This is a genomic window from Sphingomonas dokdonensis, from assembly GCF_002197685.1.
GTDB classification, from domain to species: Bacteria; Pseudomonadota; Alphaproteobacteria; order Sphingomonadales; family Sphingomonadaceae; genus Sphingomonas; species Sphingomonas dokdonensis.
This window is the reverse complement of sequence record NZ_NBBI01000003.1, coordinates 176,020-193,202: the sequence shown is the minus strand read 5'-3', so window position 1 is coordinate 193,202 and position 17,183 is coordinate 176,020. Positions and strand designations below refer to the sequence as shown.

General features: G+C 66.7%; 18 protein-coding genes. 4 read left to right on the top strand and 14 right to left on the bottom strand.

The window, feature by feature from the left end; genetic code table 11:
* Positions 1 to 14: 14 nt before the first annotated feature.
* The 7 genes from SPDO_RS09365 to murI all read right to left on the bottom strand — a co-directional run bounded on the left by SPDO_RS09365 (position 15) and on the right by murI (position 5,483).
* A complete protein-coding gene (locus SPDO_RS09365) occupies positions 15 to 185 on the bottom strand; it encodes a DNA gyrase inhibitor YacG (RefSeq protein ID WP_088367219.1) in 171 nt (56 codons plus the stop codon).
* Positions 182 to 1,108: a ribonuclease E/G family protein gene (locus SPDO_RS09360; RefSeq protein ID WP_088367218.1), complete on the bottom strand. Its 927-nt coding sequence runs from the start codon at positions 1,106 to 1,108 to the stop codon at positions 182 to 184. The genes SPDO_RS09365 and SPDO_RS09360 overlap by 4 nt, the downstream gene beginning before the upstream one ends.
* Positions 1,101 to 1,676 (bottom strand): Maf family protein, encoded by a 576-nt coding sequence (locus tag SPDO_RS09355; protein WP_088367478.1) that lies wholly within the window; start codon positions 1,674 to 1,676, stop codon positions 1,101 to 1,103. Before SPDO_RS09355 ends, SPDO_RS09360 begins: the two co-directional genes overlap by 8 nt.
* Before the next feature lie 28 nt (positions 1,677 to 1,704).
* Complete coding sequence (gene infA, locus SPDO_RS09350) at positions 1,705 to 1,950, bottom strand: translation initiation factor IF-1 (protein WP_026325702.1); 246 nt, start codon at positions 1,948 to 1,950, stop codon at positions 1,705 to 1,707.
* 180 nt (positions 1,951 to 2,130) lie between these two features.
* Positions 2,131 to 3,000, bottom strand: coding sequence for a 3-hydroxybutyryl-CoA dehydrogenase (locus SPDO_RS09345; RefSeq protein WP_088367217.1), 870 nt, complete (start codon positions 2,998 to 3,000; stop codon positions 2,131 to 2,133).
* Positions 3,001 to 3,352: 352 nt separating this feature from the next.
* Positions 3,353 to 4,597 carry a 5-aminolevulinate synthase gene (gene hemA, locus SPDO_RS09340; RefSeq protein ID WP_088367216.1) on the bottom strand — a complete coding sequence of 415 codons (1,245 nt, stop codon included), beginning with the start codon at positions 4,595 to 4,597 and terminating at the stop codon, positions 3,353 to 3,355.
* Positions 4,598 to 4,694: 97 nt separating this feature from the next.
* Entirely contained in the window at positions 4,695 to 5,483 is a 789-nt protein-coding gene (gene murI / locus SPDO_RS09335) for a glutamate racemase (protein WP_088367215.1), read from the bottom strand.
* A gap of 112 nt (positions 5,484 to 5,595) precedes the next feature.
* On the opposite strand from murI, the gene plsY reads away from it, so the two are divergent.
* Entirely contained in the window at positions 5,596 to 6,222 is a 627-nt protein-coding gene (gene plsY / locus SPDO_RS09330; RefSeq protein WP_425441944.1) for a glycerol-3-phosphate 1-O-acyltransferase PlsY, read from the top strand.
* The gene (gene dprA / locus SPDO_RS09325) at positions 6,215 to 7,309 is read left to right on the top strand and encodes a DNA-processing protein DprA (RefSeq protein ID WP_088367214.1); all 1,095 of its coding nucleotides are present in this window, start codon (positions 6,215 to 6,217) and stop codon (positions 7,307 to 7,309) included. The genes plsY and dprA overlap by 8 nt, the downstream gene beginning before the upstream one ends.
* Before the next feature lie 9 nt (positions 7,310 to 7,318).
* Here dprA and SPDO_RS09320 read toward each other — a convergent pair whose 3' ends face one another.
* On the bottom strand, positions 7,319 to 8,053 hold the full coding sequence (locus SPDO_RS09320) for a Crp/Fnr family transcriptional regulator (RefSeq protein WP_088367213.1): 735 nt from the start codon (positions 8,051 to 8,053) through the stop codon (positions 7,319 to 7,321).
* A 127-nt stretch (positions 8,054 to 8,180) separates the two neighbouring features.
* Between SPDO_RS09320 and murA the strand changes: the two genes are divergently transcribed.
* Positions 8,181 to 9,476, top strand: coding sequence for a UDP-N-acetylglucosamine 1-carboxyvinyltransferase (gene murA / locus SPDO_RS09315; RefSeq protein ID WP_088367212.1), 1,296 nt, complete (start codon positions 8,181 to 8,183; stop codon positions 9,474 to 9,476).
* Positions 9,477 to 9,829: 353 nt separating this feature from the next.
* On the opposite strand, the gene SPDO_RS09310 is transcribed toward murA, so the two are convergent.
* The 5 genes from SPDO_RS09310 to SPDO_RS09290 form a co-directional block, all read right to left on the bottom strand.
* Entirely contained in the window at positions 9,830 to 10,672 is an 843-nt protein-coding gene (locus SPDO_RS09310; RefSeq protein ID WP_088367211.1) for a hypothetical protein, read from the bottom strand.
* 174 nt (positions 10,673 to 10,846) lie between these two features.
* Positions 10,847 to 12,307, bottom strand: coding sequence for a flavin-containing monooxygenase (locus SPDO_RS09305; RefSeq protein ID WP_088367210.1), 1,461 nt, complete (start codon positions 12,305 to 12,307; stop codon positions 10,847 to 10,849).
* Between the two features lie 162 nt (positions 12,308 to 12,469).
* Positions 12,470 to 12,886, bottom strand: a complete 417-nt coding sequence (locus SPDO_RS09300; protein WP_211280036.1) for a hypothetical protein — start codon at positions 12,884 to 12,886, stop codon at positions 12,470 to 12,472.
* Between the two features lie 133 nt (positions 12,887 to 13,019).
* Complete coding sequence (locus SPDO_RS09295) at positions 13,020 to 15,284, bottom strand: NADP-dependent malic enzyme (protein WP_088367209.1); 2,265 nt, start codon at positions 15,282 to 15,284, stop codon at positions 13,020 to 13,022.
* A 77-nt stretch (positions 15,285 to 15,361) separates the two neighbouring features.
* The gene (locus SPDO_RS09290) at positions 15,362 to 15,757 is read right to left on the bottom strand and encodes a winged helix-turn-helix transcriptional regulator (protein WP_245829350.1); all 396 of its coding nucleotides are present in this window, start codon (positions 15,755 to 15,757) and stop codon (positions 15,362 to 15,364) included.
* Between the two features lie 85 nt (positions 15,758 to 15,842).
* Between SPDO_RS09290 and SPDO_RS09285 the strand changes: the two genes are divergently transcribed.
* The gene (locus SPDO_RS09285; RefSeq protein WP_088367475.1) at positions 15,843 to 16,595 is read left to right on the top strand and encodes an SDR family oxidoreductase; all 753 of its coding nucleotides are present in this window, start codon (positions 15,843 to 15,845) and stop codon (positions 16,593 to 16,595) included.
* On the opposite strand, the gene SPDO_RS09280 is transcribed toward SPDO_RS09285, so the two are convergent.
* On the bottom strand, positions 16,579 to 17,073 hold the full coding sequence (locus SPDO_RS09280) for a methylated-DNA--[protein]-cysteine S-methyltransferase (protein WP_088367207.1): 495 nt from the start codon (positions 17,071 to 17,073) through the stop codon (positions 16,579 to 16,581). The genes SPDO_RS09285 and SPDO_RS09280 overlap by 17 nt on opposite strands.
* Between the last annotated feature and the right edge of the window lie 110 nt (positions 17,074 to 17,183).

Here is a 17,183-nt window from a genome sequence, read left to right as displayed (position 1 = left end):
GGGGAGCGGTCCCCCTAATCGGGTGTGGCGCCGCTGTCCAGCCCATCTGGATCGATCTGTGTGCCGGGAAGGCGATATCCTTCGCCAAGCCATTGCAGAAGATCGCGATCCTTGCAGCGGCGCGAGCAGAAGGGCGTGTTGGCGGGGTCGGTCGGCTGCGCGCAGAGGGGGCAGGTGCTGGTCATGCGTCGAATATGGGGGTGCGGCCGGTGCGTTGCACGAGCATTGCCATCCATGCGCGGTTTTCCTCGATGCTTGCGCGGACGGCGGGGAGCAGGCTGAAGCGGTTCGAAGCGGTGGGCGGCGTGCGCTCGATCTGGCGCAGAATGGCCCGCGCCGCAGCGCCGACGGGATCGGACCGGAGCAATTCGGCCATGGATGGATGTGTTCTGGCCCGCACGATCTGAAGGAACCCGAAACCGTTCACTGCGGTACGTTCGAAGGGTTGCGGCAGAGCCGAATCGATCGCGGCGGCGACGGCCTGGCGCGCATCGCGGCCGGCGAGCGTCGGAAAGTCGATGCCGATCGAGCCGCCGATGTCGTGCCGCTCGATCGCAGCGGCGACCGCGGTGGCGGCGCGGACGGCGAGCGTGTCGAGCGGCGGGTCGCCATCGACGTCGAACAGCGTCATCGCCGGCGTCGGCCAGAGCCGCAGCATGCCGCCGGGGAAGGCGATATCGCCGGTGCGCGCCTCCTCCAGTATCTCGGACCAGCCGGCGGCCTCCAGCGCGTCGGACTCGTGCGCGCGCAGGACGCGTACCGGGGCGTCGATCAGGCGCTCGCGCAGCGTGGGGGCGGGGCGGGGAGCGGCGTCGGTGATGCGGCCACGCGGCGGCTTGGGGCGACCGACCTCCGGGATCGCCGCTCGGGTGATTTCGACGCGGATGGCGGCGCCAAGCGTGACGCCGGGTGCCGAGCGGGTGAGCGCCACCTCCTCGCCGCTGTCGAGCCTAGCTAACCCCCGCTCGATCAGGCGGGCGGGCGCGACGAGGCCGGGCTGCGGGCCGGCGCCATCCACGGCGATGCGCGCGCGCAGGATCTGTCCATCGTCACCGATCAGCGCTGCGCGCTGCTCACCGATCCCATCCTCGAAGAGCCACTCAGCCAAGAAGGACGCCCGCTGTCGCCAGCAGCGCGCGCGTTTCGAAGAGCGGCAGGCCGACCACGCCGGAGTAAGAACCATCGATGCGGCGCACGAACGCCTCGGCGCGGCCCTGAATGGCATAGCCGCCGGCCTTGCCCATGCCTTCTCCACCGGCGACATAGCCGGCGATCTCGGCATCGGTCAGCGGCTTGAACGCGACCGTCGTGTCGGAGAGGCGCGTGCGCATCGTGCCGGCGCCGTCGATCACGACCACGGCGGACAGGCAATGGTGGCGCCGGCCCGAGAGCAGGCGGAGCATGCGGACGAGATCGGCCGCGTCGGCGGGCTTGCCGAGGATGCGGGCGCCGACGGCGATGCTGGTGTCGGCGGCGAGAACCACCTCGCCATCGGCACGGGCGACCGCAGCTGCCTTTGCCATCGCCACGCGCAGGACGTAATCGCGCGGGCGTTCCGCTTTCAGCGGTGTTTCATCGACTTCGGGCGCGACCACACGCGCGGGAACAACGCCGATCTGGGCAAGCAGCGCCAGCCGACGGGGCGAGGCGGAGCCGAGGATCAGATCGGCGGGCATCGGCCCACCCATATCGTGTGACCGGCGCTTATTGCGGGCCGGGGCCGCCGCGGCCGGGCATGAAGCGGTAGGTGATCCGACCCTTGGTGAGATCATAAGGGGTCAGCTCGACGAGCACTTCGTCACCGACCAGCACGCGGATGCGGTTCTTGCGCATCTTGCCTGCGGTGTGGCCGAGGATCTCGTGATCGTTCTCCAGCCGGACGCGGAACATGGCGTTGGGCAGGAGCTCGACCACCTGGCCGCGCATTTCGAGAAGTTCTTCTTTCGCCAAAAAATCGATCTTTCTGCGGATAAGGGCGCGCGGGCGCTTAGCCGAAGCAGCGCCAAAAGGAAAGGCGCGCCGGCAAAGCGCTAGCAACGATGCTGCCAAAGTGTGGCCGCACCGACAACAATACAAGCAGTGGCCGGCAAGACGCGCCCGTGAGAGCGTCTTGCCGAGGGCGGCTTGCGATTAGCGGGTCGGCACCGGCGTCTCGACGGAATAATCGTAGAAGCCGCGCTTCACCTTGCGGCCGTACCAGCCGGCCTCGACATATTTCACCAGCAGCGGGGCGGGGCGGAACTTGGGATCGCCGGTCGTCTCGAACAGGACGCGGGTGATTTCGAGGCAGGTGTCGAGGCCGATGAAATCGGCCAGCGTCAGCGGCCCCATCGGATGGTTGAGGCCAAGCTGGCAGGCAAGATCGATGTCGCGGATCGTGGCGACGCCCTCACCCAGCGCGAAGCACGCCTCGTTGAGCATCGGCATCAGGATGCGATTGACGATGAAGCCGGGCGCGTCGTTGGCGTGGACCACCTGCTTGCCGAGCGCGGTGGCGTAGGTCTCGACGGTCTTCACTGTCTGGTCGGCAGTGGCGAGGCCGCGGATCACCTCGATCAGGCCCATTACGGGCACCGGATTGAAGAAGTGCACGCCAATGAAGCGTGCAGGGTCGGGCGAGGCCTGCGCCAGCCGCGTGATCGGGATCGAGGAGGTGTTGGAGGCGAGGATCGCCTGGTGTCCGAGAACTTCGCCGACGCGGGCGAAGATGGTGCGCTTCACCTCCTCGCGCTCGGTCGCCGCCTCGATCACGAGGCCGCACGACGACATGCCCTGGACGCCGTCGATCGGCTCGATCCGTTCCAGCGCCTGGTCGCGCGCCTGCGGCTCCAGCTTGCCCTTTTCCACCGCGCGGTCGAGCTGCCTGGCGATGCCGGCCTTGCCCGCTTCGGCGCGCGCCTTGTCAACGTCGGTCAGGAGGACGCGATAGCCGGCCTGCGCGGACACCTGCGCGATCCCCGCGCCCATCTGGCCTGCGCCGATTACGCCGACTGCCTGCATGATTCATCCCTCTTCTTGCTGCGTGAGGCGCGCTCTAGCCGGTTAAGGTGCGGCTTGTCGAAGTGGGAATGGAGAGGGCGTTTGACTCGCCGCCTTCTCGTCATGCTGAACTTGTTTCAGCATCCATCTCGCCGCGCACTCATACGCCGCGGATCAAGCCCAACCATGGATGCTGAAACGAGTTCAGCATGACGGGTGGTAGGGAGGGCAGCGCGTGCGCGATGAAAAGGCGGCGTTGTGCCCCTGTCTTGCCGGGGTTGTCCGAGCAGCCAGCGACGGGCTTTATCCGCAGCAAAGAGGTGTGCGACGCGGTGGACCCCGGCACACGGCCGGGGTGACGTAGCGGTGCCGGTCAGGCGGCCTTGCGCAGCGCCAGGCGATCCCAGATCTCGACCAATGCGTCGGTCAGTTCCTGCATCATCGCTTCGCTGTGCGCCGGGCCGGGGGTGAAGCGCAGACGTTCGGTGCCGCGCGGCACGGTGGGATAATTGATCGGCTGCACGTAGATGCCGTATTCGGCGAGCAGCACGTCGCTGATCTTCTTCGCCTTTACCGGATCGCCGACCATCACCGGCACGATATGCGTATCGCCCAGCATCACCGGCAACCCGGCCTCGGTCATCATCGCCTTGAGGCGCGCGGCGGCGGCCTGCTGCCCATCGCGCTCGACGCTCGAGCTCTTGAGGTGACGCACGCTCGCGAGCACGCCGGCGACGAGCACCGGCGAGAGCGAGGTGGTGAAGATGAAGCCCGGCGCATAGGACCGGATGACGTCGATGATCGTCTTGTCCGCGGCGATATAGCCGCCCATCACGCCAAACGCCTTGCCCAGCGTGCCTTCGATGATCGTCAGCCGGTGCGCGACATCGTCACGCTCCGAAATGCCGCCGCCGCGCGCGCCATACATGCCGACGGCATGGACTTCATCGAGATAGGTGAGCGCGTTGTACTTGTCGGCAAGGTCGCAGAGCGCCGCAATCGGGGCAACATCGCCCTCCATCGAATAGACGCTCTCGAACGCGATCAGCTTGGGCGCGGCGGGATCGTCGGCGGCGAGCAGTTCCTCGAGGTGCGCCAGATCATTGTGGCGGAACACGCGCTTCTCGCAGCCGGCATTGCGGATACCCGCGATCATGGAGGCGTGGTTCAGCTCGTCCGAATAGATGATGCAGCCCGGCAGCACCTTGGACAAGGTCGCCAGCGTCGCCTCGTTCGAGACATAGCCCGAGGTGAACAGCAGCGCGCCTTCCTTGCCGTGCAGGTCCGCAAGCTCGGCCTCCAGATCGACATGGTAATGCGTGTTGCCGCCGATGTTGCGGGTGCCGCCCGATCCGGCGCCGACGTCATGCAGCGCCTCTTCCATCGCGGCGATCACCTTGGGATGCTGACCCATGGCGAGGTAATCGTTCGAGCACCAGACGGTGATCGGCTTCGGGCCGTTGTGGCCGGCAAAGCAGCGCGCGCTGGGATAATGACCCTTGTTGCGCAGGATATCGATGAACACGCGGTAGCGGCCTTCGGCATGGAGCCGATCGATCGCCTGCGAAAAGGCACGCGTGTAATCGACAGGCCGCGCCGCAAGAGTGTCATTGGACATGGCCCCGTCGCTTACCCCCGTGTCAGTGGCATTGCCAGAAGATTCAGCCGTTTTGCGTGATCGCTTGCGCCACTGAGCCGCTGCCTAGCCACCAGCATTACAGCGGAATGCACTGCCCAAAGCCGTGCTTTGCCAGCGTTTCTTCAAGCCCCGCACCGATCGCGCCGGTGAACACCGCGACGTCTGGCGTGGTGCGCGCAAAGCTCTGCCCGCGAGTCAGATCCGCGACGCGGCGGGCGATTCCCGGGCCGCCGTCGACAAAGGTGACGCCCGGGCCGAACGCGAGCGCAAGCTCGTCGGCGAGCAGGGGGAAGTGCGTGCAGGCGAGCGCAACCGTGTCGAGCTTGTCCGCACCGGGGCTGGCGAGCATCGGTGCGACAGCATCGCGCACCGTCGCGGGCGCTACGGTCTCTCCGCGCAGCTTTGCCTCCGCCAGCGTGACAAGCGCCGCCGAGCCGTGGCGGATGACGTGGCAATCGGCGGCGAATCGCGCGGCGAGATCGTCGACATAGGCCTGGCGGACGGTGGCCGCGGTGCCGAGCACGCCGATGGTGCGCGTGCGACTGAGCGCCGCCGCGGGCTTGATCGCGGGCACCGTGCCGACGATCGGGATGTCCAGCGCATAGCGCACGGCGGCCAGCGCGATGGTGGAAGCGGTGTTGCAGGCGATGACGATGAGCCGCGGCGCATATCGCTCGGCAAGCCGGCCGAGCAGTGCGGGCACGCGGCCGGCAATCTCCGCCTCATCCTTCACGCCATAAGGAAAACCGGCGGAATCGGCGACATAGACGATCGGTGCCTGGGGCACGGCGCGGCGGGTGGGGGCAAGGATCGAAAGGCCTCCAACGCCAGAATCGAAAAACAGAATGGGCCGCGCATCAAGCATCGCCGCCGCTTAGGAAAAGGGCGCGCGGGAGGGAAGGCCGGGCCAGTCACATAGCGACGCACGCTGTTCATGATTTGTATGTTGGAAAACGCCCGATCATTGAGCTATCGTCATGATCAACGGAGGAATTGTCCTGGACACGGAGATCGTCTGGATGTCGCCGCTGGCGGCGATGCTGCTCGGCTATCTGCTGGGATCGATCCCCTTTGGCGTGCTGCTGACCCGCGCGGCGGGCGCAGGCGACCTGCGGCAGATCGGCTCGGGCAATATCGGCGCGACCAACGTGCTGCGCACCGGGCGCAAGGGGCTGGCGGCGGCGACCCTGCTGCTCGACCTCGCCAAGGGATGGTGCGCGGTGGTGATTGCGGCCGCGCTGATGCTGGACAACGAGCTGCTCGCGGCGGCGGGCGCATTCGTCGGCCATTGCTATCCCGTGTGGCTGAAGTTTCGCGGCGGCAAAGGCGTGGCGACGCTGATGGGCATCGTGCTGGCGCTCTATGCGCTGTTGGGGCTGGTCTATGCGGTGGTCTGGCTGGGGCTGCTGGCGGTGCTGCGCATCTCCTCGGTCGCGGGCATGGCGGCGGCGGTGAGCGCGCCGGTCGCGGCGGCGGTGTTCGGCCACTTCGACCTGGTGCCGCTGCTGCTCGCGCTGGCGCTGATCGTGGTGTGGAAGCACCGCGAGAACATCGGGCGGCTGATCGAGGGCGCGGAGCCGCGGATCGGCAGCAAGCGTGGCTGATGCGGATCCGCCGGCCGACGCGTTCGACCGGCTCCGCCTGATCCGCACCGCAGGCGTCGGCCCCGTTACCTATCGCCAACTGCTGCGCCGGTTCGGCAGCGCGCGCGCCGCGCTGGATGCGCTGCCCGACCTTGCCCGACGGGGCGGCGGACGCGCCGCGACACCAGCCGACTCCAAAGTGATCGCGCGCGAGATCGAGCGGGTGGCGGCGCTCGGCGCGCGGCATCTGTTTCTCGACGACCCGGCCTATCCGGCGCTGCTGGCCGCGCTGGACGATGCGCCGGCGGTGCTGACGGCGCGCGGCACCTTGCCCGAGGCGAGCCGCCCGGCGGTGGCGATCGTCGGGGCGCGCAATGCCTCGGCGGCAGCGTGCCGCTTCGCCCGCGGGCTGGCGCACGATCTGGCGTGCGAGGGCGCGACCGTCATCTCGGGCCTAGCGCGCGGCATCGACACGGCGGCGCATATGGGCGCCGGCGCGGCAACGGTGGCGGTGATCGCGGGCGGGATCGACGTCGCCTATCCGCCGGAGAATGCCGAGCTGCAGGCGCGGATCGGCGAGGAGGCGCTGCTGCTCGCCGAGATGCCACCCGGTACCGAGCCGCGCGCGCGGCACTTCCCGCACCGCAATCGCATCATCGCCGGGCTGGCGCAGGGCACGGTGGTGGTGGAGGCGGCGCCGAAGTCCGGCTCGCTCATCACGGCGCGGCTCGCCAACGAGGCAGGGCGCGAGGTGATGGCGGTGCCGGGCAGCCCGCTCGATCCAAGGGCGCAAGGGTGCAACCTCCTGATCCGCGACGGCGCCACGCTGATCCAGACCGCGGCGGACGTGCTGGAGCAGATCCGCCCGCTCGACGCGCGGCTCGTGCGGGCGCCCGCCGCGCCTTATCAACCGCCGTTGCCGGCCGATGCGGATGATGCCGCGCGGCGCATCGTGACCGCGCTGCTCGGGCCGGTGCCGGTGCCGGTGGACGAGCTGATCCGCCAGGCCGGGATTGTGCCGGCGGTGGTGCAGATGGTGCTGCTGGAACTGGAGCTTGCCGGCCGGCTGGAGCGCCATGCCGGTGCGCGGGTCAGCCTTTCCGCCTGATCGCTGGCTTCAGGCCGCCGGGGGCAGCCAGGACAGATCGATCGCGCTCAGCCGGTCGACGTAATTGGCGGCGCGGATCAGCTTGCGCTCGTCCAGCAGCGTGACGCGGCCGGACTCGCGCGCGATCAACTGCTCCTCCTCCAGCTGGCGCAGCATGCGATTGACGTGCACGGCGGTCAGCCCGGTGGCATCGCCGATCTCCTCCTGCGTCAGTCCGGGCACGAAGCTGTCGCCCACCGTGCCGTCGAACCGGCGCAGGCGATCGCGCACGTGCAGCAGCACGGAGGCGACGCGTGCCTTGGCGGACGTGCGGCCAAGACCCGCCAGCCGATCGGTGAGCATCACCCGTTCCGCCTGATCGAGCGCGACCATCGCCAGAAAGAGCCGCGGCTGTCGCATGGCGAGCTGCGCCAGCATCGCGCGGTCGAACGGGCACACGACGCTGTCGGAGAGGGCCGCCACCGTTTCGGGCGCTGTCGTATAAACAAGCGAGGGCAGTGATATGAGGTCGCCCGGAAACAGGAAGCGCAGGATCTGGCGGCTGCCGTCCGCCAGGATGACGAAGCTCATCATCATGCCACTTTGCAGAATACACAATTCGGTCGACACATCATGTTCGCGCACCAAGGTGGCGCCGCGGCGCACGACGCGCTGGCGTTCTTCCAGGCGCCCAAGTGCGGCTTGCTCCCTTGCACACAATGGGACGAATTCGCCGAGACGCTCGACAAAACGACTAACGGTCACGCGTGATTGCCCCTCGGATCAAGCATCTACCGCTAGTCGCGGGTCGGGCGGGGGCGCATTAAAGTCGATCAACATCGTTACGCCTCTGTCGCTTGGCGTGGCGGCGAGCGTCCGGTAATGCGCCGTGATGGACCGTATCCTTATTCGCGGCGGCAACCGCCTGTCGGGCAAGCTGCCGATCTCTGGCGCGAAGAACGCCGCCCTGACGCTGATGCCGTGCGGCCTGCTGACCGATCAGCCGCTGACGTTGCGCAACCTGCCGCGGCTTGCCGACGTGGATGGCTTTGGCCACCTGCTGAACCAGCTTGGCGCATCCACGGCGATCGAGGGCACCCGCCCGGACGAATTCGGCCGGGTGATGACGATCCGCGCGGGGCAACTGACCTCGACCGAGGCGCCGTACGACATCGTGCGCAAGATGCGCGCGTCGATCCTGGTGCTCGGCCCGATCCTGGCGCGCGCGGGCGAGGCGAGGGTATCGCTGCCGGGCGGCTGCGCGATCGGCAATCGCCCGATCGACCTGCACCTGAAGGCGCTGGAAGCGATCGGCGCCGAGCTGGAGATGAGCGCGGGCTATGTCACCGCGCGGGCGCCCAAGACAAACGGCGTCGCCCGGCTGACGGGCGGGCGCTATCGCTTCCCGGTGGTCTCGGTCGGCGCGACCGAGAATGTGGTGATGGCGGCAGTGACGGCCAAGGGATCGTCGCGGATCGAGAATGCCGCGCGCGAGCCGGAGATCGTCGACCTGTGCCGCTGTCTTGTCGCGATGGGCGCGCAGATCGAGGGGATCGGCACCGAGACGCTGGAGATCGAGGGCGTCGATCGCCTGCACGGCGCGACCTATGCCGTGATGCCCGACCGGATCGAGGCGGGCAGCTATGCCTGCGCGGCGGCGATCACCGGCGGCAGCCTGGAGCTGGTGGGGATCGATGCCGAGAGCATGGGCGCAACCCTGTCGGCGCTGTCCGACGCCGGCGTGCTGGTGGAGCTGACGAAGAATGCGGTGCGCGTGACGGCGCAGGGGCCGCTCCAGCCGCTGACGCTGACGACCGCGCCCTTCCCCGGCTTTGCCACCGACATGCAGGCGCAGTTCATGGCGATGCTGTGCAAGGCGGATGGCGCAAGCGTGCTGACCGAGACGATCTTCGAGAACCGCTACATGCACGTGCCCGAGCTGGCGCGGATGGGCGCGGACATCACCGTGACCGGGCGAACCGCGGTGGTGCGCGGCGTGGAGCGGATGGCCGGCGCGCCGGTGATGGCGACGGACCTCCGCGCCTCGATGAGCCTGATCCTCGCGGGGCTGGCGGCGGACGGCGAGACGTCGGTGAGCCGCGTGTATCACCTCGACCGTGGTTATGAGCGGCTGGAGGAAAAGCTGTCGGCGGTGGGCGCGGATATCGAGCGCGTCAGTGACGGATGAGGTGGCGGTGACTGGAACACGGGAAATGTTCGGCAAGCTATTTGTAAACGGATTAACGTAACGGCCGCTCCCGCCCAATCCCCGTCATTCCCGCGAAGGCGGGAATTCATAGACGCAGCGCCCGCTTCTCTCGTGAGGTCCAGAGCTTATGGATTCCCGCCTCCGCGGGAATGACGATGGAGAGAGTGGCAGGAGTCGCCCAATAACGGCCATTTGCGTTGCCGATGATGCCGCTTAGGCAGGCGTTGCCTTGGCCGTGATGCTATGTCCCTAATGCGGGCCGGGAGCTGCCAGGCAGCTTTGGGGATCGAGCAAGCGAAAGCAAGCGCCGTTCCGTGGCCTGATTGATGCTTCTAGCCTAGGTCACTCTTTGCCGCATCGGGATTGTGAATGGCGCTGAACAGCTTCCAGCAAAAGATGATCTCGGCACCGCAGGAGCAATGCGAGCGGCCGATCTCGTTCACTCTCAGTTTCTCAAGAGGCGCCTTCGGGAACCGACGTTCCTCGCCGCACATACAGGTCACATGTACCGCTCGGACATCGAAATTGATTCTATCGTCCTCGACTTTGACCTTATAGCTTTCGTTACAGGCCGGGTTGATGCAATGGATGACCTTGCCCGCCGACAGCTGGTCGGAGCGGCGCTTGACGAGTTGACCGCATTCGCAGGTAAACGAAACTCCAGGACCGAAGCCGTTCGAAGTCATGGTTCCGGTCGCAATGCGTTCGAGCTCGCCAAGCGCCTGCTCGACCTTGGCGCGGATCGCGCTGGCGCTGCCGAATTGCGTGACACTCACACCGCTCGATTTTGGCAACGAGACATGCAGCGCGGTATTCGAAAGCGCATTCCAGAGCTTAGCGAGGCGCGCGCCATCAAAGCCCTGCTGCGTTCCGACCGTAACGTAATCCTTCTTCGTCAGGTCTTCGCCTTCCAACGCAGGCTGTGTGCTGATGCTGAAAGTGTAGGTTGAGGCGACATGCGGATCGACATCCTCCTCGATGAGCTTGATCACGTGATGTGGCCGCCAACTGCGAACCTCCTCGTGCGATATATAGTCGTGCGCTCGCGCCAGTCGGTCATAGCAGATACGCTCAATAGCAAGGCGGCACTCGAGCGCGGCATAAGTCAGCGACCGATTTGACCCTTCAGCCAGATGCCGCTTGATGGTGTCGATTGTGTCGTGGAGATCAATCATGAACTTGCAACCTAGACGCATAGCCTACACCACCGCCAGCTACCTTGCCTTGGAACCAAGTTAGTAACTGACTGCTGGCGGAAGTGCTGACGTTGTCCTTGGTCTTGCTTTGTTTCGGTCGATATCATGCTTGCACCGGTCCCTTGCTGATCGGACGAAGGGCGCCGCGAGCAATCACCTCAATGCCACCGCCTCACGGTCCAGCACGGCGGTTTCTTCGGCGTAGCTGGCGCAGTCGCCCGCCCAGTTCTGGTACAGGCGGCCGTTGGCGGCCTTGTACCAGCTGCGGCAGTGCGGGTCGGCCCAGACGGTGCTGGAAAGCAGCTGGGAAATGCGCTCGTTGAAGCGGCGCTGGCCGTCGGGGGTGACGTTGGCGGCCTTGGCTTTCTCCGCCTCCAGCGCCGACAGGGTCTGCAGCATGTAGCCGACCTGCTGCTCGATCATGAAGCTGATCGAATTGTGCCCGAGATTGGTGTTGGGGCCGTACAGCATGAACATGTTGGGGAAGCCCGACACCATGATGCCGAGATATGCTTCGGGGCCTTCCTTCCACGTTTCCTTGAGCGTGCGGCCTTCCTCGCCGATCACCTGCATCGACCAATCCCATTGGGTGGTTTCGAAGCCGGTGGCGAAGATCAGCACGTCTAGATCGTGGAAGCCGTCGGCGGTGCGCACGCCGTGCGCCTCGATCTGCTGGATCCCGGCGGTCTCGAGCGTCACGTTGTCGCGCATCAGCGCGGGGTAGAAATCGTCGGTGATGAGGATGCGCTTGCAGCCGATCGGGTAATCGGGAGTGAGCTTCGTGCGCAGCTCTGGGTCGGGCACCTGCTCCTCCAGATGGTCGAGCGCATTGCGGGTAAAGGCGGCGCGGCCCTCGGGCGTCCATTTAAACGCCTGCCAAAAGAAATTGTCGGCATTGTCGAAAATCATCGCGCGCTGCGACGCGCCGAGCTTCATCGCCATTTCAAGGTTGGTGGCCATCAGCGCCTTTGTCTCGGGCGTGACGCGGCTGTCGTTGCGCGGGACGACCCAGTTGGGCGTGCGCTGAAACACCGTGAGGTGGCCGGCGACCTTGGCAACCTCCGGGATAAGCTGCACCGCGCTGGCGGCCGAGCCGATCACGCCGACGCGCTTGCCGGCCAGGTCGACGCTGTCGTCCCATTCGGCCGCATGCCATTTGGGTCCGGCGAAATCGTGCACGCCGGCGATCTCGGGAAAGCAGGGCCGGCTGAGTTGACCCAGCGCGGGGACGATCGCGTCGAACGTTTCGGTTGCGCCCTTTCCGGTGGTGAGCGTCCAGGTGCCCGCGCCCGAATCCCACTTTGCCCGGGTGACGCCCTCGTTCAGGCGCAGCACGTCGGGGAGGCCGAACTGGTCTACCAGGCTTTTGGTGTAATCGTGGATCTCGGGGCCGCGCGCGTAATTGTGGCTCCAGTTCGGATTGGGCGCGAAGCTGAACTGGTAGAGGATCGCGGGCACGTCGCACGCGACGCCGGGATAGCGGTTTGCCCGCCAGGTGCCGCCGACCGAATCGGCATGTTCGAAGACGGTAACGTCGTGGCCGGCTTCACGCGATTTGATGGCGGCACACAGCCCGCCCATCCCCGCACCGATCACCGCGATTCGCTTGCTCATCCTGCTCTCCACTTGCGGTCTGCAGCCGCTCGCGGGCGAGGATGCCTTGTCGAACGCGTGGAGGGAAGGGGGTTTTAAGTCGCTCGCGTTAATCGCGGGCGTGGTAATCAGAGGCGTGCCCGCCGCGGCACGATCGTGCCACGGCGAGTTTCGCGTCGCTGCTTAGCGGCAGCGGACGTTGTTCTTGTCGATCGCCTGACCGGCAACCGCGCCGCCGGCGCCGCCGAGCAGCGCGCCGAGCAGGCCCGAGCCACCCGGACGAAGCGCCGTGCCGAGCACACCGCCGGCGATGCCGCCGACGATCAGGCCGGTGGTGCCGTCGTTGCGGCGGCAATAATAGCGGCCATCGCGGCCGGCATAGATGCGGTCATTCGTGCCCAGGCGGCGCTCACGATAGCGGGCATCGTCGCGATAATAGCGATCGGCCTCATAGCCGCCGTACGCGGGATCGGGGCGGTTATAATCATAGCCCGAATAGCCGTATCCGCCACCGCCGCCCAAGCCACCGCCCAGGCCGGTGCCCATGCACCCGCTGACCATTGTTGCCGCACCGATCGCGGCCAACGCAACTTTCCGCATCGCTTCCTCCTTCAATCCTTGGAACGAAGGGGTAATGGCTGGAGCGGGTGAAAGGTTGCGGCGAGCCGACGCGATAGTCCGGACCAACGGATCCGTGGCGACCGCTTCGGGTGAAGCGGTCGCCCGTTGCGGATCAGCGTGCGATGCCGCCCGCGGCGAGCACCGCTAGCGTCATGAGGTCGCCCGCGGTTGAAGTCATGGGGGCGATCTGCACCGGCTTTTCCATGCCGATCAGCATCGGCCCGATAACGCTGTCGCCGCCCAGCTCGCGCAGGAGCTTGGCCGAGATGTGCGCCGACTGGAGGCCGGGCATGATGAGGACGTTGGCCGGGCCGGACAGGCGGGCAAAGGGATAGTTCGCCATCTGCTTGGGATTGAGCGCGACGTCCGGCGTCATCTCGCCTTCGTATTCGAAGCCGACGTTGCGCTTGTCCAATTCGGTCACGGCGTCGCGGATCCGCTCCAGGAACGTGCCCTTGGGATTGCCGAAGGTGGAATAGCTCAAGAACGCGACGCGCGGCTCGTGGCCCATGCGGCGGGCGACCGCGGCGGTCTGTTCGGCGATGTCGGCCATCTGCTCGGCGGTGGGGCGCTCGTTCATCGTGGTGTCTGCGATGAAGACGGTGTGGCTCTGGCCGACCATGACGTGGATGCCGAAGGGCGTGCGGCCTGCCTCCGGATCAATTACGCGGCGCACTTCTCGCATCGATTGCGCCCAGGTGCGCGTGATGCCGGTGATCATCGCATCGGCATGACCCATCTGCAGCAGCACCGCGCCAAAGATGTTGCGATCCTGGTTGATCATGCGCTCGCAATCGCGGCGCAGATAGCCGCGGCGCTGAAGCCGCTTGTAGAGGAAGTCGACCATCTGCGGCACCAGCGGCGAGATGCGGCTGTTGTGCAGTTCGTATTCCTCGGGATTCTGGATGCCCATGGCGCGCAGGCGATCGGGCACGTCGTCGCGGCCGACGAGCACCGGAATGCCATAGCCGCCTTCCTTGAAGTTGACCGCGGCGCGCAGGACGACTTCCTCCTCGCCCTCGGCGAACAGCACGCGCTTGGGATGCGCGCGCGCGCCCTCATAGGCGAGGCTGAGGACCGAGGTGGTCGGGTTGAGCCGCGCGCGCAGGACCTGGCGATAGCCCTCCATGTCGAGGATCGGGCGTGTCGCGACGCCCGAGTCCATCGCGGCCTTCGCAACAGCGGCGGGGACGATCTCCATCAGCCGCGGATCGAACGGGGCGGGGATGATGTAATCGGGGCCGAAGACGTGCTGCACGCCATAGGCGGCGGCGACTTCCTCGGGCACGCGCTCGCGCGCCAGCTCGGCGATCGCCTGCGCCGCGGCGATCTTCATCGCGTCGTTGATTGCCGAGGCGCGCACGTCGAGCGCGCCGCGGAAGATGAAGGGGAAGCCGAGGACGTTGTTGACCTGGTTCGGATAGTCCGAGCGGCCGGTGGCGATGATCGCGTCGGGGCGCGCCTCCTTGGCTAGCTCGGGGCGGATTTCCGGCTCGGGGTTGGCCATGGCGAAGATGATCGGCGCGGGCGCCATGTCCTTCACCATCTCCGGCTTCAGCGCGCCGGCGGCGGAGAGGCCAAGGAACACGTCGGCACCGACCAATGCCTCGGTCAGCGTGCGCGCTTCGGTGACGGCGGCGTGCGCCGACTGCCACTGGTTCACGTCCTCGCGGCCTTGATAGATCACGCCGGTGCGGTCGCACATGATGACATTGTCATGCTGCACGCCCATCGCCTTCATCAGCTCGGTGCAGGCGATCGCGGCCGCACCGGCGCCGTTCACCACGATCTTCACGTCGCGCAGCGAGCGCTTGGTCAGCAGGCAGGCGTTGATGAGGCCGGCGGCGGTGATGATCGCGGTGCCGTGCTGATCGTCATGGAAGACCGGGATGTTCATCCGCTCGCGCAACGTCTGCTCGATGATGAAACATTCGGGCGCCTTGATATCCTCAAGGTTGATGCCGCCGAACGACGGCTCGAGCAGCTCGACGCAGTTGATGAAGGCGTCGACATCCTCGGTCTTCACCTCGAGGTCGATCGAATCGACGTCGGCGAACCGTTTGAACAGTACCGCCTTGCCTTCCATCACCGGCTTGGAGGCGAGCGCGCCGAGATTGCCCATGCCGAGGATTGCGGTGCCGTTGGAGATGACGGCGACCAGATTGCCCTTGGCGGTATAATCATAGGCGGTGGCGGGATCGTCGGCGATCGCCTGTACCGGCACGGCGACGCCCGGCGAATAAGCGAGCGACAGATCGCGCTGGGTCGCCATCGGCTTGGAGGCGATGATCTCGATCTTGCCCGGGCGGCCTTCGGAATGGAACAGCAGCGCCTCGCGCTCGGAGAACTGGATGGTGTTGCTGGTCTTGTCGGTCATTTCGCCCCCGGCCGAAGGTTTCAAGCCGGACCTTTAGGAGCAAGGGGGGAGGATGGGAACCATCCGCGCGCGGTTCTTCAACGCTCGCGCGCGGCATCGAAGGCGGCGCGGGCCGACTCGATCCGATCGACGTTCTTTGCCGCCCACACCCAGACGCCGCAGAAGGCGTAGCTCAGCCCCTCGCCAAGATCGGTCAGGCGATAATCGACGCGCGGCGGGACGGCAGCATGCACGGTGCGGATGACAAGGCCGTCGCGCTCCATCTGGCGCAGCGTCTGGGTCAACATCTTCTGGCTGATCCCGTCGGCGGCGCGGAGCAGTTGCGAGAAGCGCTGCTCACCATGCTCGGTCAGCACCTCCAGCAGGATCATGGTCCATTTGTCGGCGACGCGGCCGATCACCTGGGTGACGAGCGCCTCGACACGTGGGTCGAGGTTTTCGGGATAGTCGTGGTCGATCGCTGGTTTCTGCACGGTAAGTACCGAACTTTCAGGTGCCTTCTTTCGGTTGGTAACTGCCCCGCTTACCTGTCGTCCAGCATTTCGCATGGAGGCCAGCATGAAACTTTCGGGCAATACCATCCTGATCACCGGCGGCGGCAGCGGCATCGGCCGTGCGCTTGCAGAGGCGCTGCACGCCAAGGGCAACAAGGTGATCGTGGCGGGGCGGCGGCAGGGGCCGCTCGACGCGGTGGTCGCGGCAAATCCGGGCATGGCGAGCGTGGTGCTGGACGTGAGCGACCCGGCGGCGATCCGTGACGTGTCGGCGCGCCTGAGCGCCGATCATCCCGATCTCAACGTCGTGATCCAGAATGCCGGCATCATGGTGGCGGAGGATATCGCCGCCGACGACTGGACGCTCGACACCGCCGAGGCGATCATCACCACCAACCTGCTGGGGCCGATCCGCTTGACCGCGGCACTGCTGCCGCATCTGAAGGGCAAGGAGGGCGCGACGATCATGACCGTCTCGTCGGGTCTCGCCTTCGTCCCGCTGGTCGCGACGCCGACGTACAATGCGACCAAGGCGGCGATCCACAGCTGGTCGATCGCGCTCCGCGCGCAGCTGGCGGGCAGCGGGATTGGTGTGATCGAGCTGATCCCGCCAGGCGTGCAGACCGAGCTGATGCCGGGGCATGACAGCGATCCCAACGCGATGCCTCTCGCCGATTACATCGCCGAGGTGATGGCGATCCTGGAGGCGAACCCCGACGGCGAGGAGATCGTGGTGGAGCGCTGCAAGCCGCTGCGCGCGGCGCAGGACGACGCACAGCACGCCAAGGTGTTCAAGATGATCAACCAGCGGCGCTGACGCGCTGCTCCAGCGCGAGCAAGAGCTGTTTGTTCGGTAGGCCGCCGGCGAAGCCGGTGAGCGTGCCGTTGCTGCCGATCACGCGGTGGCAGGGGGTGACGATCGGCAGCGGATTACGCCCGTTCGCCGCCCCCACGGCGCGCGTGGCAGTCGGCCGGCCGATCGCGCGGGCGATGTCGGCATAGCTGCGCGTCTCGCCATAGGGGATGGTGAGGAGCGCGCGCCAAACGTCGCGCTGGAAATACGTGCCGACCGGATCGAGCGGCAGATCGAAGGCGGTGCGCGTGCCGGCGAAATATTCCTCCAGCTGGCGGACGGTGGCGGCGATCACGAGGTGGTGCGTATCCGCGCGCCGCGGAGCATAGCGCACCTGCGCTGCCGCATCGTCGTCCCACAGGATTGCGACGAGGCCGGCGTCGCTGGCGATCAGCGTGAGATCGCCGGTGGGCGAGGGGATGGTGGCGGTCGCAAAGGTCATGGCGTGGCTCCTTCGGCGTGACCCTAATAGCGGCCGGGCGAGCGTGCGTCCCGATGCTTGCGGCCAAAGCGCCCCTCGTCAGCGGCGGCATGTCTGGCTAGACGGGGGTG